Source organism: Stenotrophomonas sp. YJH_SMC_46, from assembly GCF_059370315.1.
This window is the reverse complement of the sequence record NZ_JCAFTO010000002.1, coordinates 380,848-396,496: the sequence shown is the minus strand read 5'-3', so window position 1 is coordinate 396,496 and position 15,649 is coordinate 380,848. Positions and strand designations below refer to the sequence as shown.

At 67.6% G+C, this 15,649-nt stretch carries 11 protein-coding genes; 7 read left to right on the top strand and 4 right to left on the bottom strand.

The window, feature by feature from the left end; genetic code table 11:
* Positions 1–108: 108 nt before the first annotated feature.
* Together groL and AC5P8C_RS06825 are read right to left on the bottom strand one after the other, a co-directional pair.
* Entirely contained in the window at positions 109–1,758 is a 1,650-nt protein-coding gene (groL, locus tag AC5P8C_RS06830) for a chaperonin GroEL (RefSeq protein WP_005411226.1), read from the bottom strand.
* A gap of 84 nt (positions 1,759–1,842) precedes the next feature.
* The gene (locus AC5P8C_RS06825; RefSeq protein WP_005411227.1) at positions 1,843–2,130 is read right to left on the bottom strand and encodes a co-chaperone GroES; all 288 of its coding nucleotides are present in this window, start codon (positions 2,128–2,130) and stop codon (positions 1,843–1,845) included.
* A 312-nt stretch (positions 2,131–2,442) separates the two neighbouring features.
* Here AC5P8C_RS06825 and AC5P8C_RS06820 point away from each other — a divergent pair, with 312 nt between their 5' ends.
* From AC5P8C_RS06820 to AC5P8C_RS06800, 5 genes are all read left to right on the top strand, one after another.
* Positions 2,443–4,233, top strand: coding sequence for an endonuclease (locus AC5P8C_RS06820; RefSeq protein ID WP_233653676.1), 1,791 nt, complete (start codon positions 2,443–2,445; stop codon positions 4,231–4,233).
* A gap of 68 nt (positions 4,234–4,301) precedes the next feature.
* Complete coding sequence (gene cutA, locus AC5P8C_RS06815; RefSeq protein WP_495218480.1) at positions 4,302–4,640, top strand: divalent-cation tolerance protein CutA; 339 nt, start codon at positions 4,302–4,304, stop codon at positions 4,638–4,640.
* Positions 4,637–7,021, top strand: a complete 2,385-nt coding sequence (locus tag AC5P8C_RS06810; protein WP_021203212.1) for a protein-disulfide reductase DsbD family protein — start codon at positions 4,637–4,639, stop codon at positions 7,019–7,021. Before cutA ends, AC5P8C_RS06810 begins: the two co-directional genes overlap by 4 nt.
* On the top strand, positions 7,018–7,581 hold the full coding sequence (locus AC5P8C_RS06805; RefSeq protein ID WP_019660809.1) for a TlpA family protein disulfide reductase: 564 nt from the start codon (positions 7,018–7,020) through the stop codon (positions 7,579–7,581). The genes AC5P8C_RS06810 and AC5P8C_RS06805 overlap by 4 nt, the downstream gene beginning before the upstream one ends.
* A gap of 628 nt (positions 7,582–8,209) precedes the next feature.
* Positions 8,210–10,732, top strand: coding sequence for a PepSY domain-containing protein (locus tag AC5P8C_RS06800; RefSeq protein ID WP_495218479.1), 2,523 nt, complete (start codon positions 8,210–8,212; stop codon positions 10,730–10,732).
* 77 nt (positions 10,733–10,809) lie between these two features.
* Here the strand turns inward: AC5P8C_RS06800 and AC5P8C_RS06795 are convergent, their stop codons facing one another.
* Positions 10,810–13,347 (bottom strand): methyl-accepting chemotaxis protein, encoded by a 2,538-nt coding sequence (locus AC5P8C_RS06795; RefSeq protein ID WP_495218478.1) that lies wholly within the window; start codon positions 13,345–13,347, stop codon positions 10,810–10,812.
* A gap of 203 nt (positions 13,348–13,550) precedes the next feature.
* Here AC5P8C_RS06795 and AC5P8C_RS06790 point away from each other — a divergent pair, with 203 nt between their 5' ends.
* The gene (locus tag AC5P8C_RS06790; RefSeq protein ID WP_495218477.1) at positions 13,551–14,390 is read left to right on the top strand and encodes an arylamine N-acetyltransferase family protein; all 840 of its coding nucleotides are present in this window, start codon (positions 13,551–13,553) and stop codon (positions 14,388–14,390) included.
* Between the two features lie 65 nt (positions 14,391–14,455).
* Here the strand turns inward: AC5P8C_RS06790 and AC5P8C_RS06785 are convergent, their stop codons facing one another.
* Entirely contained in the window at positions 14,456–14,827 is a 372-nt protein-coding gene (locus tag AC5P8C_RS06785) for a VOC family protein (RefSeq protein ID WP_495218476.1), read from the bottom strand.
* Between the two features lie 81 nt (positions 14,828–14,908).
* Between AC5P8C_RS06785 and AC5P8C_RS06780 the strand changes: the two genes are divergently transcribed.
* Complete coding sequence (locus AC5P8C_RS06780; protein ID WP_233653671.1) at positions 14,909–15,625, top strand: transporter substrate-binding domain-containing protein; 717 nt, start codon at positions 14,909–14,911, stop codon at positions 15,623–15,625.
* The last annotated feature ends 24 nt before the right edge of the window (positions 15,626–15,649 follow it).

Below are 15,649 nucleotides of genomic sequence, written 5' to 3'. Positions count from 1 at the left end.
AGCCCGCGCATCGCCCAAAAAGAAAAACCCCGCCTTGCGGCAGGGTTCTTCTCTACAACGGGAAGGTATGCCGACCCAGGGCCGGCATCCCAATGCCAGGGCGAGGACTTAGAAGTCCATGCCGCCCATGCCACCCATGCCGCCCATGCCACCGGCGCCGCCCATGGCCGGCTCGTCCTTCTTCGGAGCTTCGGCCACCATGGCTTCGGTGGTGATCATCAGGCCAGCGATCGAGGCGGCGTTCTGCAGCGCCGAACGGGTCACCTTGGTCGGGTCCAGGATGCCGAACTGCAGCATGTCGCCGAACTCGCCGGTGGCCGCGTTGTAGCCGAAGCTGCCGGTGCCTTCCTTGACCTTGTTGATGATGACCGACGGCTCGTCACCGGCGTTGGCAACGATCTCGCGCAGCGGGGCTTCCATCGCACGCAGGGCAATCTGGATGCCGTGGTTCTGGTCTTCGTTGGCGCCCTTCAGACCGGCCAGCGCGGTGATCGCGCGGACCAGGGCAACACCGCCGCCCGGGACCACGCCTTCTTCAACGGCTGCACGGGTGGCGTGCAGGGCGTCGTCGACGCGGTCCTTCTTTTCCTTCATCTCGATTTCGGTCGAGGCGCCGACCTTGATCACGGCAACACCGCCGGCCAGCTTGGCCACGCGTTCCTGCAGCTTCTCGCGGTCGTAATCGGAGGAGGTGTCCTGGATCTGGGTCTTGATCTGCGCCACGCGTGCATCAACGTTGGCCTTGTCGCCGACGCCGTCGATGATGGTGGTGTTCTCCTTGGAGACCTGCACCTTCTTGGCGCGGCCCAGGTCCTTGATGGTGGCCTTTTCCAGCGACAGGCCGACTTCTTCGGAGATCACGGTGCCGCCGGTCAGCACGGCCATGTCTTCCAGCATCGCCTTGCGACGGTCGCCGAAGCCCGGGGCCTTGACGGCCACGACCTTGACGATGCCACGGATGGTGTTGACCACCAGGGTCGCCAGCGCTTCGCCTTCGACTTCCTCGGCCACGATCAGCAGCGGCTTGCCGGCCTTGGCGACGCCTTCCAGCACCGGCAGCAGGTCACGGACGTTGGAGATCTTCTTGTCGTGCAGCAGGATGAACGGGTCATCCAGGTCAGCGGTCTGCGACTGCTGGTTGTTGATGAAGTACGGCGACAGGTAGCCGCGGTCGAACTGCATGCCCTTGACCACGTCCAGCTCGTTGTCCAGGCCCGAGCCTTCTTCAACGGTGATGACGCCTTCCTTGCCGACTTCCTTCATCGCGTCAGCGATGATCTGGCCGATCGACTCGTCCGAGTTGGCCGAGATGGTACCGACCTGGGCAATCGCCTTGTCGTCGGCGGTCGGCTTGGAGATGTTCTTCAGCTCGGCGACGGCGGCCGACACGGCCTTGTCGATACCGCGCTTGAGGTCCATCGGGTTCATGCCGGCGGCCACGGCCTTGGCACCTTCGCGGATCAGGGCCTGGGCCAGCACGGTGGCGGTGGTGGTGCCGTCGCCGGCGTCGTCGTTGGTGCGCGAAGCAACTTCCTTCACCATCTGCGCGCCCATGTTCTCGAACTTGTCAGCCAGTTCGATTTCCTTGGCGACGGAGACGCCGTCCTTGGTGATGGTCGGGGCGCCGAAGCTCTTTTCCAGCACGACGTTGCGGCCCTTCGGGCCCAGGGTGGCCTTGACGGCATTGGCGAGAACGTTGACGCCGCGCACCATGCGCGAACGGGCATCTTCACCGAAACGGATATCCTTGGCAGCCATGTGCAGTTACCTCATCTGGTAGCGCCGGGCCATGCCCGGCGGCTGGGTGTTGGAATCAGGGGATGGAACAGGTCGCGCCGGGGCTCAGCCGATGACGGCGAGCACGTCGTCTTCGCGCAGGACCTTGTATTCGACGCCTTCGCTCTTGTACGAGCTGCCGGCGTACTGGCCGTAGATGACCTTGTCGCCGACCTTCAGCGACGGCGCGCGCACGTTGCCGTTGTCCAGCGGCTTGCCCGGGCCGACGGCCACGACCTCACCCTTGGTGGACTTTTCCTTGGCCGAGTCGGGGATGACGATGCCACCGGCGGAGATTTCGTCGGCTTCGATCGGCTTGACCACAACGCGGTCGTGCAGCGGCTTGATGCTCATAGGAGACCTCTTAAGTGATTGATTGGTCTAAAAAAGTCCGGCGATGTTAGCACTCGCCCCAGGCGAGTGCCAGAACCGCACGTGAAGAAACCCGACAACGTCGGGAGCAGGGCAGAGATGGAGCCCCGCCGCCCCCTTTCAAGGGCCGAATGAAAAAAATTTTTCCACCCGCGCGCCTCGGCCAGGGCGTCGGTCCAGATCAATTTCGGTGACAAGCGTCGCACTGTCAGACATCTGACGTTCATTTACGACAAAGTGTCACTGGATCGGCCTTAGGCTCGGTCCGGCATTCCCAATCACAAGGAGGAGTCGATGCGATTGCTGTCCCCGCTTGCCGCTGCCTGCCTGCTGGCGCTGGCCGCTGCGCCGGCCCAGGCCGAGGTCTTCATCAACGAACTGCACTACGACGACAGCACCGCCGCCGGTGACGTCGGCGAAGCGATCGAGGTCGTAGCCACTGCCGGTGAGGACCTGTCCGGCTACCGCCTGTACCTCTACAACGGCAGCAATCCGTCCGCCGCCACCGTCTATGCCAACAACCCGGTCCCGGCCGGCACCGCCGCCGGCTGCGGCAGCGCCACCATCGCCGTGGTCAGTTACCCGACCAACGGGATCCAGAACGGCCCGACCGACGGCATCGCCCTGGTCGATGCCAGTGGCAAAGTGGTCCAGTTCCTCAGCTATGAGGGCGCCATCACCGCCTCCGGTGGCCCTGCCGCCGGCATGACCAGCCAGAACATCCCGGTAGCCGAGACCAACAGCACCGCGCCGGGCACCTCGTTGCAGCTGACCGGCAGCGGCAGCCAGTACACCCACTTCACCTGGGCCGAATCGGCCGGCCAGACCTTCGGCAGCTGCAACAACGGCCAGACTTTCAGCGGCGGTGGCACGCCAGGCCCGAACACGCCGCCGTCGGTGTCCACCACCACCCCGGCGCAGGGCAGCAGCACCTTCCCGGCTGCGGCCGATCTGGAAGTGGTGTTCAGCGAAACCGTGAACCTGGCCAGCGGCGCGTTCGCGCTGAGCTGCGGCACCTCCGGCAGCGTGCCGCTGACCTTCCCGGCCAGCGGCCGCAGCGTGAAGCTGTCCACCAACACCGCGCTGGTGGCCGGTGAAGCCTGCCGCTTCGACATCCGCGCCGCGCGCATCACCGACCTGCTGGGCGCGCACCCGGCCGCCGACAGCCGCATCGCCTTCACCGTGGCCAGCACCGGCGGCAATCCGGACCCGGGCAACCCGGGCGTGCCGGCCGGCTACTACTCCAGGGTCAACACCAGCAGCCCCAGCCAGCTGCGCTGCTCGCTGCACGCCACCATCAAGGGCCATACCGCCTACCCGTACAGCGGCTCGGGCACCAATACCTGGACCATCCTGGAAATCGCCGACGAGGATCCGAACAACCCGAACCGCATCCTCGATGCCTACCGCAACCGCAGCTACGCCAAGGTCAGTGATCGTGCGGGCACCGGCAGCGGCCTGACCTACAACCGCGAGCACACCTGGCCGAACTCGCTGGGCTTTGCCAGCACCACCGGCGACAAGGGCCTGCCCTACGCGCCGTACACCGATACCCACATGCTGTACCTGACCGACGCGCAGTGGAACGCCGACCGCGGCAACAAGCCGTTCGGCAGGTGCGATGCCAGCTGCGGTGAGCGTGCCACCGAAGCCAACAATGGGCAGGGCGGCGGCAGTGGTGGCTATCCGGGCAACTCCAACTGGGTGCGCACGCCGGACGGCAACACCGGCACGTTCGAGGTGTGGGGCAAGCGCAAGGGCGACATGGCGCGCGCGGTGATGTACATGGCGATCCGCTATGAGGGTGGCAAGGATGCGGCCACCGGTCAGTCCGAGCCGGACCTGGAGCTGACCGACGACCGCAGCAAAATCGTCAAGACCAGCAGTTCGCCGGCCTACATGGGCCTGCTGTCGACGCTGATCGACTGGCACCTGTCCGATCCGCCGGATGATGCCGAGCGTGCCCGCAATGACGTGGTCTACAGCTTCCAGGGCAATCGCAACCCGTTCATCGACCACCCCGAGTGGGCGACCCCGGCCCTGTTCACCTCGGCCAAGCCAGCCACCTGCCAGCTGGCCAACTGACCGCGCAACGCTGCGGTCCACTGCCGCCGCCGGGCCCTGACCCGGCGGCGGCCCTATACTCGACGGTCATGTCGACCGTCGATCCCGTCCTGCTGCTGTTGACCACCTGCCCGGACCGGGCCAGTGCCGAGCGCATCGCGCACGCGCTGGTAGGCGAGCGCTTGGCGGCGTGCGTGACCCGTCTCGACGGCGCACAGTCGACCTACCGCTGGCAGGGCGAGGTGACCACCGACGCGGAGCTGCAGCTGCTGGTGAAAACCACCGCGAGCTGCGTCGATGACGCAATCGCCCGGATCGTCGAACTGCATCCGTATGAACTCCCGGAGTGCATCGCGGTCGAAACCCGGGCCGGCCTGCCGGCGTATCTGGATTGGATCCGGGCACAGACCCGGGAGGACACTGATTGAAGACTCTGTTTGCGCGTGGCGCTGCCTTGTGCGCCCTGTTGTGCCTTTCGCTGCCCGCCTTCGCCCTGGATGAGAAAGACCTGCTGCCGGTGGACCAGGCGTTCGCATTGACCGCCACTGCCCCCGAACGTGGCCAGGTGCAGCTGCAGTTCAAGATCGCGCCAGGCTATTACCTGTATCGCCACCGCACCAGCGTCAAAGCCGACCCGGCCTTCAATGCCGGCGCGCTGCAGATGCCCAAGGGCGACAAGCACCACGACGATTTCTTCGGCGAGGTCGAGACCTATCGCGAGCGCCTGCTGGCCACCCTGCCCGGCACGCCGACCGACGCTGCCGGCACCATCAGCCTGGAAGTGCGTTATCAGGGCTGCGCCGATGCCGGTGTCTGCTACCCGCCGCAGAAGCGCGTGGTGCAGGTCACCCTGCCGGGCGCCGGTGCGGCGGCGGCGGTGCCTGCCGCGCGTGCCGGTGCGGCCAGCCCGTTCAATAACCCGCTGGCCGGTGCCGGCAACAGCGGTGGCCTGCGCCTGCCGGGCGCGGCCAACAACAGCCAGGCCCTGCCGCTGCCGTCGGAACAGGCGTTCGGCTTCGATGCCATCGCCAGCGACGGCAACACCCTGCTGCTGCGCTTCAGCCCAGCGCCCGGCTATTACCTGTATCGCGACCGCACCTCGCTGAAGCTGGAAGGCAGCGCCGGCGTGCTGGCCGGCAAGCCGCGCTGGCCAGCCGCGCAATCGCATCGCGACGAGCACTTCGGCGATGTCTCGGTCTACTTCAACCAGGTGGAAGTACCGCTGCCGCTGCGCCGCGCTGTCACTGATGCCGTCGACAGCACCCTGGTGGTGACCTTCCAGGGCTGCCAGACCGATGGCATCTGCTACCCGCCGATGACCCGCCGGGTGAAGCTGTCGATTCCGGCCGGCAAGGTCAGCGCCAGCGCCGACCAGGCGCCAGCGCGCAATGACGTGATCAACCCGCTGCCTGCTGCCAACGGTGCACCGCGCGAAGCCGCCAACGGCGCCCCGCTGCGCCTGCTGCCAACCGTGCCCAACACGGATGCAGCGGCACCGGCCGCCGCAGGTGGCGCCACCGCCAGCAGTGAATTCGCCACCGATGCACAGGGCGACAATGCGCTGCGCACGCGTCCGCCGGTGACGACGCCGAATCCTGATCGTTCGTTCGTCTGGGTCCTGCTGCTGGCGCTGGCCGGTGGCCTGGTACTGAACCTGATGCCCTGCGTGCTGCCGATCCTCTCGCTGAAGGTGCTGAGCCTGGCGCAGAGCGGCGAAAGCGCGCAGCGCGCACGCAGCCACGCGCTCTGGTACACGCTGGGCGTGCTGGTCGCGTTCGCCGTGATCGGCGCGTTGATGGTCGGCCTGCGCGCGATCGGCAATGCCGTCGGCATCGGCTTCCAGCTGCAGCACCCGGGTGTGGTGGCGGCGCTGGCCTACATCATGTTCGCGGTAGGCCTGAGCCTGTCCGGCGTGTTCACCCTGGGCGGCGGCATCGGCAATCTGGGCCAGTCGCTGGCCAGCCGCAGCGGCCCGGCCGGTGACTTCTTCACCGGTGCGCTGGCCTGCGTGGTCGGCAGTGCCTGCGTCGGCCCGTTCATGGGTGGCGCGATCGCCTACGCGTTCATTGCCCCGCCGCTGAAGGCGATGACCGTGTTCCTGTTCCTCGGCCTGGGCCTGGCGCTGCCGTTCCTGCTGATCGGCTTCGTGCCGGCGCTCGCACGCCGCCTGCCCAAGCCGGGCCCGTGGATGGAAACGCTCAAGCACGTGCTGGCCTTCCCGATGTATGCCACCGCGCTGTGGCTGCTGTGGGTGCTGGGCAAGCAGCGTGGCGTGGATGGCATGGCGCTGGTGCTGGGTGGCCTGCTGCTGCTGGCGTTCGGCCTGTGGCTGTTCGAGCGCAACCGCTGGACCGGCTCGCGTGCGGTGACACTGCTGGGCGTACTGCTGGCGATCGGCGCGCTGGTGCCGGCCTGGGGTGTGACCCAGCTCGCACCGCCGGCGCGGGCCGCACAGGCCGCCAGCGACAACGTGGTCGAGTATTCACCGCAGTTGCTGGACCGCCTGCGCGCCGACAACCGCGTGGTGTTCGTCAACATGACCGCCGACTGGTGCGTAAGCTGCAAGGCCAACGAGCGCGCGGTGCTGTCGCGGCCGGAATTCAAGGAACTGCTCAAGCGCACCAACGCGGTGTACATGCGCGGCGACTACACCAATGTCGACCCGCAGATCACCACGTTCCTGGAAGAGCACAAGGCCGTCGGCGTGCCACTGTACGTGGTGTACGGCCCCGGCGCGCCGCCGACCGTGCTGCCGACCCTGCTGACCCAGGCGGTGGTGGAGGAAGCGCTGCTGCGCACCGCACGATGAAGTGGCAACGGCCAGCGCTGCTGTGGACAGCGGTGCTGGCCGCCGGCCTTGGCCTGTGGGCCGGCCATCGATTGACACCGGCGCCGGTGGCGCCTGAGGCCGTGCCGGGAGCGCCTGCTGTGGCGGCTGCCGCACCCACCCTGCAGGTCGGCGACAGCCTGCCCGCGCTGTCGCTGCCGGATCTTGAAGGCCGGCCGCTGGACCTGCGCCAGCACGCTGGCGGTCGCCCGCTGTTGATCAATGTCTGGGCCAGCTGGTGCGCGCCCTGCGTTGAAGAAATGCCCGAACTGGCGCGTTTCGCACATGTCCAGGGCGAGCACGGTGTGCAGGTGCTGGGACTGGCGCTGGATACGCCGGAGGACGTGCGCCGTTTCCTGCAGCGGGTACCGGTGGATTACCCGATCGTGATCGAGACCCCGGGGCCGCGCGATGCCAGCGTGCAGCTTGGCAATACACAGGGCCTGCTGCCCTACAGCGTGCTGTTCGATGCACAGGGGCGGCTGGTGAAGGCGAAGCTGGGGCCGTTCGCCCACGGCGAGATCGACAGCTGGGTGAAGTGAGGGTGCTTTTTTGCAGGGCTTGCAGCCCTGCACCCTGCTCAATGCAACGGCAACGGCCAGAGCCAAAGCCAAAGCGGGCTTTCCGTGGGATGGCGGGGCGGTGTGGCTGTGCAGGACACGCCGTAAACCCGTCCATGGGGGCTCGATGGCGCCATCCATGGCGCCAACGGTCCTGCACAGCCACACCGCCCCACCTTCGACAGATTCCGCCGGCTGTTGGTAGGTGTCGACCTTGGTCGACACATCTGTCAGATATCGAATGAAATTCCGGGGTCAGATCCGTTTTCCTACGGAAAACGGATCTGACCCCAAGAGTATTTCCGACAGATCGCGGAAATCTGTCGAAGGCGGGGTGGGTCCGGTTGAGTGGGCGTGAGCCGCATGGATGCGGCGACCGAGCTTACATGGACGTACTTGCAGCGTCCCCCTCAACCGGCCCCACCCCGCCAACCCACGGAAAGCCAGTTTGACGTTGACGTTGCTCCGGCTTGTAGCGGGTGCAGGGCTGCAAAGCCCTGCAACAAAACCCTCCTTGACCGTAGCCCGTCCGCCACGGAGAATTCCGCGATTAATTCTCATTTGCTGTTGCGCAGGATGCGGGCGGCAGCCTTCGGGGCCCCCTCCTTCGATGTTCAAGAACGTCCTGTTCCAACTGCACTGGCTGCTGGGCATCACCGCCGGCGCCGTACTGGCCGTGATGGGCCTCAGCGGCGCCGTGCTGTCCTTCGAGGATGAGCTGCTGCGAGCGGCCAACCCCGGCTTCGCCGAGATCGCTGAACACCATGCTGATGGCCAGCTTCCGCTCGAACTCAGCGAACTGGCAACGCTGCTGCAGGCCGGCGGTGATCGCCCCCTGCAGCGCCTGCGCGTGGATGCCACCGGCCAGCGACCGTCGGTGGCGCGCTTTGCTGGCGGCAAGGAACACTGGGTGTACTTCGACCCCTACAGCGGTGAGCGCTTCAGCGCCCTGCGCGGGCAGGCGCTCTTTGACTTCGTCGAGGACCTGCATCGGCATCTTGCCGCCGGTGAGCGCGGCAAATGGATCACCGGCAGCTGCGCCATCGCCCTGGTGTTCTTCACCTTGTCCGGGCTCTACCTGCGCTGGCCACGACGCTGGTGGCACTGGCGCAGCTGGCTGGCAGTGGAGTGGAAGCGCAGTGGACGCGGCTTCCTGTGGAGCCTGCACTCCGTGGCCGGCACCTGGGTGCTGTTGATCTACCTGATGAGTGCGCTGACCGGCCTGTGGTGGTCCTTCGACTGGTACCGCAGCGCCGCCAACACCCTGCTGGGCGTCGCACCGGCCGCCAAACACAAGGTCGCCGCCGACGCCACCCTGGACCTGGAGCGCATCGAAGCCACGCTGTATGCGCTGCCCGGCGTGCGCACCGGCTACATCGACCTGCGTCTGCCGGAGAAACCGGGGCAGGTACTGAATGTGCGCATGATGGCCGGTGACCCGTCGCAGCGCGGTGGGCGGCATGACCGCGCGCACGATCTGCTGCAGCTGGATCCGGCCAGCGGGGCCATCCTCGATTCACGCCCCTACGCGCGCCAGGGCACCGGAGGACAGCTGGCCACCAGCGTGTTCGCATTGCACTCGGGCAGTTACTTCGGCATGCCCGGGCGGGTGGTGGTGATGCTCAGCAGCCTGGGCATGAGCCTGTTCTTCATCACTGGCTGGCTGCTGTACCTGGACCGGCGCCGCAGCCAGCGCGATGCGCGCGGGCTGCGCAAGTCGCTACCAGCAACACCTGCAGATGGCGATGGCACGCCGTGGCTGGTGGTGCATGCCAGCCAGAGCGGACTGGGCGAACAACTCGCATGGCGCGCTGCCGCGCAGCTGCAAGCAACCGGCCATGCAGTGCAGGTTCTGCCGCTGGCCCGCGTCGATGCCGCGCGGCTGGCACGCACCGCACAGGCATTGTTCGTGCTGAGCACCTTTGGTGATGGCGAACCTCCGGATGCGGCGCGGGGCGCTGCGCGACGGCTGCTGGCACAAGCGCCGGATCTGTCGGGCCTGCAGTTCGGCCTGCTCGCCCTGGGTGACCGCCAGTACCCGCATTACTGCGCCTTTGGCCGCCAATTCGATGGCTGGCTGCTGGGCAACGGGGCACGTGCGCTGTTCGAGCGCATCGATGTCGATGCCGCTGCGATACCGGCGCTGCGCCAGTGGCAGCAACATCTAGGCGCGCTGACCGGCATCGCCACCGATGACAGCGTGCTGCCGGCGGCCACGCAGATGCACGAGTGGCGCCTGCTCGGCCGTGACCGCCTCAATCCAGGCAGCGTGGGCGGCGCCATCTGGCGCATCCGTCTTGCGCCACCGGCCGATGTGCAGTGGCAGGCGGGCGACATCCTGCACATCGCGCCCCGCCACAACGCGCGGCACGCCGTTGCGGTGCTGAAGGCACATGGGCTGGATCCCCAGCAGCCGCTGCTGATTGACGGCCAGCCGCGCACGCTGTTGGCGCTGGCCAGCGAGCGCGAGCTGCCCGATGCCGATGCTGCGCTGGCGGTGCAGGATGCCTGCCTCTGGCTGGCAGGGCTGCCACTGCTGCCGGGGCGCGAGTACTCCATCGCATCCTGTACGGATGACGGTGCGGTCGAACTGGTGGTACGGCTGGTCCATGACGAAACCGGACGCACCGGCCTGGGTTCGGGCTGGCTGTCGCTGCATGTGCCGGTCGGTGCCAGCATCGTGGCCCGCGTGCACCGCAACCCCGGTTTCCATCGCATTGGCGGTGCGCCGATGGTGCTGATCGGCAATGGCACCGGCATCGCGGGCCTGCGCAGCCTGCTGCGCGAAGCCGCGCATGCAGGTGAGCACGGGCACTGGCTGCTGTTCGGCGAACGCCAGCGCGCGAACGACTTCCTGTTCGCCGATGAGATCGAAGCGTGGCAGGGCGATGGCCATCTCGCGCGGGTGGACCTGGCGTTCTCGCGCGATGGTAAGGGCGGCTATGTGCAGGATCGCCTGCGTGCAGCAGCCGATGCCCTGCGCGACTGGATGCAGCGTGGTGCGGTCATCCACGTCTGCGGTTCGCTGCTGGGCATGGCCGAAGGCGTGGACCAGGTGCTGCGCGAAGCGCTGGGTGATGAAGAAGTGGAAACGCTGCTGGAGACCGGGCGCTACCGTCGCGACGTGTATTGAGCCACAAGGGTAGTACCGGCCGCCGGCCGGCATGATCAGGGGCGTGCCGGCCAGCGGCCGGCACTACCGGAGCACGATCAGGCCGCAGCGCGCGCCTGTGGCATCGACTGCAACTGGAACGCGCCCACCGCTTCGGTCAGCGCGTGTACCTGCGCCTGCATCTGCGCGGTGGAGGCACCAGCCTCTTCCACCAGGCTGGCGTTGCGCTGGGTACTGGCTTCCATCTGCACGATGGTCTGCTTCACCTGCGCGATGCCGGCATGCTGGTCCTGCGATGCACTGCGGATACCGGCCAGCAGTTCGGCCAGCTGCTGCACGCTGCCAACGATCTCGCCCATCGTGATGCCCGCCTGCTCGGCCTGCTGGTTGCCCTGGCCAACACGCGCCACCGAATCCTCGATCAGGCCCTTGATCTGTTTGGCCGCCTCCGCGCTGCGTTGTGCCAGCAGGCGCACTTCTGCGGCCACCACGGCGAAGCTGCGGCCCTGCTCACCCGCGCGCGCGGCTTCCACCGCAGCATTCAACGCGAGGATGTTGGTCTGGAAAGCGATGCCATCGATCAGCTGGGTGATGTCGCCGATCCGTCGCGAGGCCTCGCTGATGCCCTGCATGGTCGCGACCACCTGGCCAACGGCCTCGCCACCGCGCTGGGCCACTGCCGCCGCGCCCTTGACCAGCACGTCGGCACGGCCCGCGGCATCAGCATTGTGGCCAACGGTGTCGGTCAGCTCGTGCATCGACGCTGCCGTCTCTTCCAGGTTGGCCGCCTGCTGTTCGGTACGCTGCGACAGATCATGGTGACCGGCAACGATCTCACCCACACCGGTGTCGAGGCTGGACGTCGCCTGCTGGATGCGGGTGACGATGCGGCCCAGTTGCGCGACCGTGGCGTTGGCATCGTCACGCATGCGTGCGAACACGCCCTGCAGCTCACCTTCCATGCGCACGCTGAGGTCACCACGGGCCAGCGCCGCCAGAAGCGCCTGCAGATCGCCGAGGTTGGTCTCGAAGGTCGCCAGCAGGCGGTTGATGCTGGTCGACAACGTACGCACGAAGCCCTGTTTTCCCTCCAGCGCGATGCGGCCGTGCAGGTCGCCATGTGCGGCGGCGTCGACCAGTGCTGCCACTTCGGTTTCCAGCAGCGTTTCCAGCGCGCGGCTGCGCCACTCCACTGCCACGCCGAGGAAATGCCCTTCGTCGGTGATGGCATTGGCGATCAGCTGGTAGCGCACGCCGGCATGGCCGATCTCGCGCTCCTCGCTGTGGCGTACGCCGGCCAGGCTGGCCAACGCCGGATGCAGGCGTACCGCGTCGCTGCCCACCAGCGCTTCGTTCGTCAGTTCAAGCAGCTGCAGCAATGCCGGGTTGGCGTAGGCGACCTGCCCTTCCGCATCGATCACCATCAGGCCGGTCTGCGCGCTGTCCAATGCCTGGCGCACGCGGGTGTTGCCGCGGGCCACCGCACGCTCGATCTCGATGCGTGCGCGCAGGCGCTGCTGCATGTCGACCAGGCGCTGGGCCAGTTGGCCGATCTCGTCGTTGGCGTTGTAGACACGCAGGGTGGTGTCGAGGCGGTCGTCGGCGATGTCGCTGGCGAAGCGCAGGGTGTCCTGGATCGGCCGGCGCACCGCACGCAGCACCAGCACCAGGCTGGTGATCAGCACGCCGGCCACCAGCAGCAGGGTCAGTGCGAACAGCACGCTCATGGCGCGCGCGCCGGCCTGCTGGCGTGCCTGCGCCGTGGCCAGCGCCGCCACCTGCGCCCGCTGGAATGCGGCCAGTGCAGGCGCTACGTCCGCAGCGGCACCCAGCAGCGACTGCGCTTCCACATCCAGGCCGACACGGGCAGCGGCATACCCCAGCAATGCGGCCTGATACGCCTCCATCCCGGTGCGCAGGGTGTCCTGCACATCCGCAGGCAGGCCCGCCAGCGCGAGGTCGAACGGCAGCTTCTCCTCGCTGGCGCGGTCGGCGTGGGTGGAATCACCGTCGAGCAGCAGCAGTGCCTCCTGCCTTCGCATCTTCTGCAGGGACAGCGCCAGCGCGGGCCGTTGCTGCACATCCACCTGCGCCTGCAGAGTGTCGGCGGCCTGCTGCAGCTGCGCAGCGAGGCCGGCATCACCACGGCCCATCTCGTCGACCCGTTCGAACAGGGCGGCCACACCCTGCGAGAACGCGTCGGCGGCTTCGGTCAGCGCCTGCAGAGCCTTGCGTCGGCCAGCATCCATCGGCATCGCGCGCAGCGCCTGCAGATCGGTCTGCAACGCCTTCTGCGTGGCCAACAGCTGCGCGCGGTCGGCATCATCGAAACTGCGTGCATACTGGGCCTGCAGGCGACGCGCTTCGGCCACCCGCGTGGACAGGCTGGCAGCCAGATCGCTGCCGCGCTGGTAGCTGGCCTGGCTGCGCGCAGCCAGTGCGTTGGCATGGCCAGTCCAGGCGTAGACAGCAGCGATCGCCACCAGGCCCAGGCCGCAGATCCACAGTGTGGCCTTGAGCTTGTTGGCCACGCTGAGCCGATGTGGCTGCAGCCAGCGCAGCAGCCCGGGGGACGCCGAGTGCAACGCAGCAAGGCGCGTGCGCAGGGACCGGAGGTGGGGGACAACGGCCGACATGACAGACTCCAGGCGGAAAGACGCATCTGTATCGGCCTGACTCAGGACAACTTTAGGGCGCTCCTGGTCCACTCCCACCGATTGCTGGCGGACGCGGCCTTTGTACCCGGCACAGGCGACAGGGGGATGACACCCGCGCAATGCTTGACCTCAACCCCGGTTGGGGGAGCACAGTAGATCTCCCTCCCCCGCCCGGCGCGCGCATGACGACGCTCGATGTCCCCCGCTACCTGCAACGCCTGCAGCTGGATGCACCGCCACCGCTGACGCTGGCGGGCCTGACCCTGCTGCAGCAGCGCCACAACGCACTGCTGCCGTTCGAAACCCTCAGCTGCCTGCTGCGCGATGCAGTACCGATCGACCTGGACAGCGTGCAGCGCAAGCTGCTCGACGACCGTCGTGGCGGCTACTGCTTCGAACTCAATGGCGGCCTGCTGGCACTGCTGCAGGCGCTGGGCTTCGATGCACAGCCGTTGAGCGCGCGCGTGCTGCTGGCCGCCCAGGACGGCGAACTGACCGCACGCACCCACCTGCTGCTGCGCGTGCAGGTGGACGGCGATGACTGGCTGGTGGATGCCGGTTTCGGCAGCCTGACCCCGACCGTGCCGCTGCGCCTGCATGATCCGCAGCCACAGGCCACGCCGCACGAGCGCTACCTGCTGCGCCGACTGCCTGGCAACGGTGATTTCGTGCTGTCGGCCGAGTCCCACGATGGCTGGCGGGCGATGTATCGGTTCGACCTGCAGGCGCCGGCACCAATCGACAACGTGGTGGGCAACTGGTACGTGTGCACCCATCCCGATTCCAGCTTCCCCGGCCAGCTGCGCGCATCGCTGACCGGGCCGGACTGGCGCCGCACGATCGGCAGCGGCAACTACACCGAGTACCGCCCCGGCCAGGTACCGGACAAGCGTCCGCTGCACGATGTTGCCGACGTGCGCGAGGTACTGCAGCAACGCTTCGGCATGCAGTTGCCGGACGACCCACGGCTGGACCCGGCGATCAACGACTGGCTGCAGCGCTCACGCGCCGCAACCTTGTAGCGCCGAGCCCATGCTCGGCTGAGCTTGGGCTGCTGGGTCAACAGCAGCCGAGCATGGGCTCGGCTCTACGCAACCGCGCGCGCCTGCAGCGCGATACGGTTGCCTTCACTGTCGAAGATCTCGGCCACGCGCCAGTCGCCCGCGTCGGCCGGTCCGAAGCGCAGCGCAGCGCCCGCTTGCAGTGCACGCTCCAGGCTCACCTCCAGGTCATCAACCCCGATGTAGATGCGCGCACCGTGGACGGAGGGCAGATAGTCGGCCCCCCGCACCAGCGCCATGCTGGCACCGGCGGCCTCATCGGAAAACGGCAGGTAGGCCATCCGGCAGTCGTGCAGCACGATGGGTTCGTCCACCGCCACCTGCAGCCACCGCTGGTAGAACGTGATGGCCCGGCCCAGATCACTGACCGGTATTTCGACATGCAGGATGGGGTTCATGCCCGCAGCATAACCGGACACTGGTACCCCCTTGCAGGGCAGCAATGGCATGCTGGGAGCGCCCTCAGCGCGGAGTCCTGCATGTCCCTGTCCGACCATCGACGTACGCTGGCACCGCACGGCTTCCTGCGCGTGGCGATCAACCTGGGCAACCCTGTGCTGGCACAGGGCGATGCGCGCTCACCGCGCGGTCCATCACTGGAACTGGCGACCGCGTTGGCGCAACGGATGGGCGTGCAGGCCCGCTTCACCTGCCACGACGCCGCAGCCTCGGTGGTTGCCGCGGCCGCCGAAGATGCCTGGGATCTGGCCTTCCTGGCGATCGATCCGGCGCGTGCCGACGGCATCGCCTTCAGCGCGCCCTATGTGGAAATCGAAGGCACTTATCTAGTGCGCGAGGACAGCCTGGCGCAGCAGGTGGCCGACCTCGACCGCGAGGGGCTGCGTATCGCGGTGGGCCGCGGTGCAGCCTACGACCTGTTTCTCAGCCGTGAACTGCGCCACGCCATGATCGAGCGGGCCGAGACGTCGGCCGCTGCCATCACCCTGTTCGATCTGCAGCGCCTGGATGCCGCTGCCGGCGTGCGCCAGCCGCTGGCCGCCTGGGCGCAGGCGCATCCCGGCCACCGCGTGCTGGCCGACCGTTTCACCGTGATCCAGCAGGCGGTCGCGGCGCCGGCCTCGCGCCCGGCCGATGCATTGCAGGCGCTGTTCGAGGAAGTGGAGGCGATCAAGGCAGGCTCGTTGCTGGGCGAAGCCTTCGCCCGTGCCGGGCAGGCGGTTACGTTGGTACGGTGACTGCGGGACACACGCAGTCGAGCA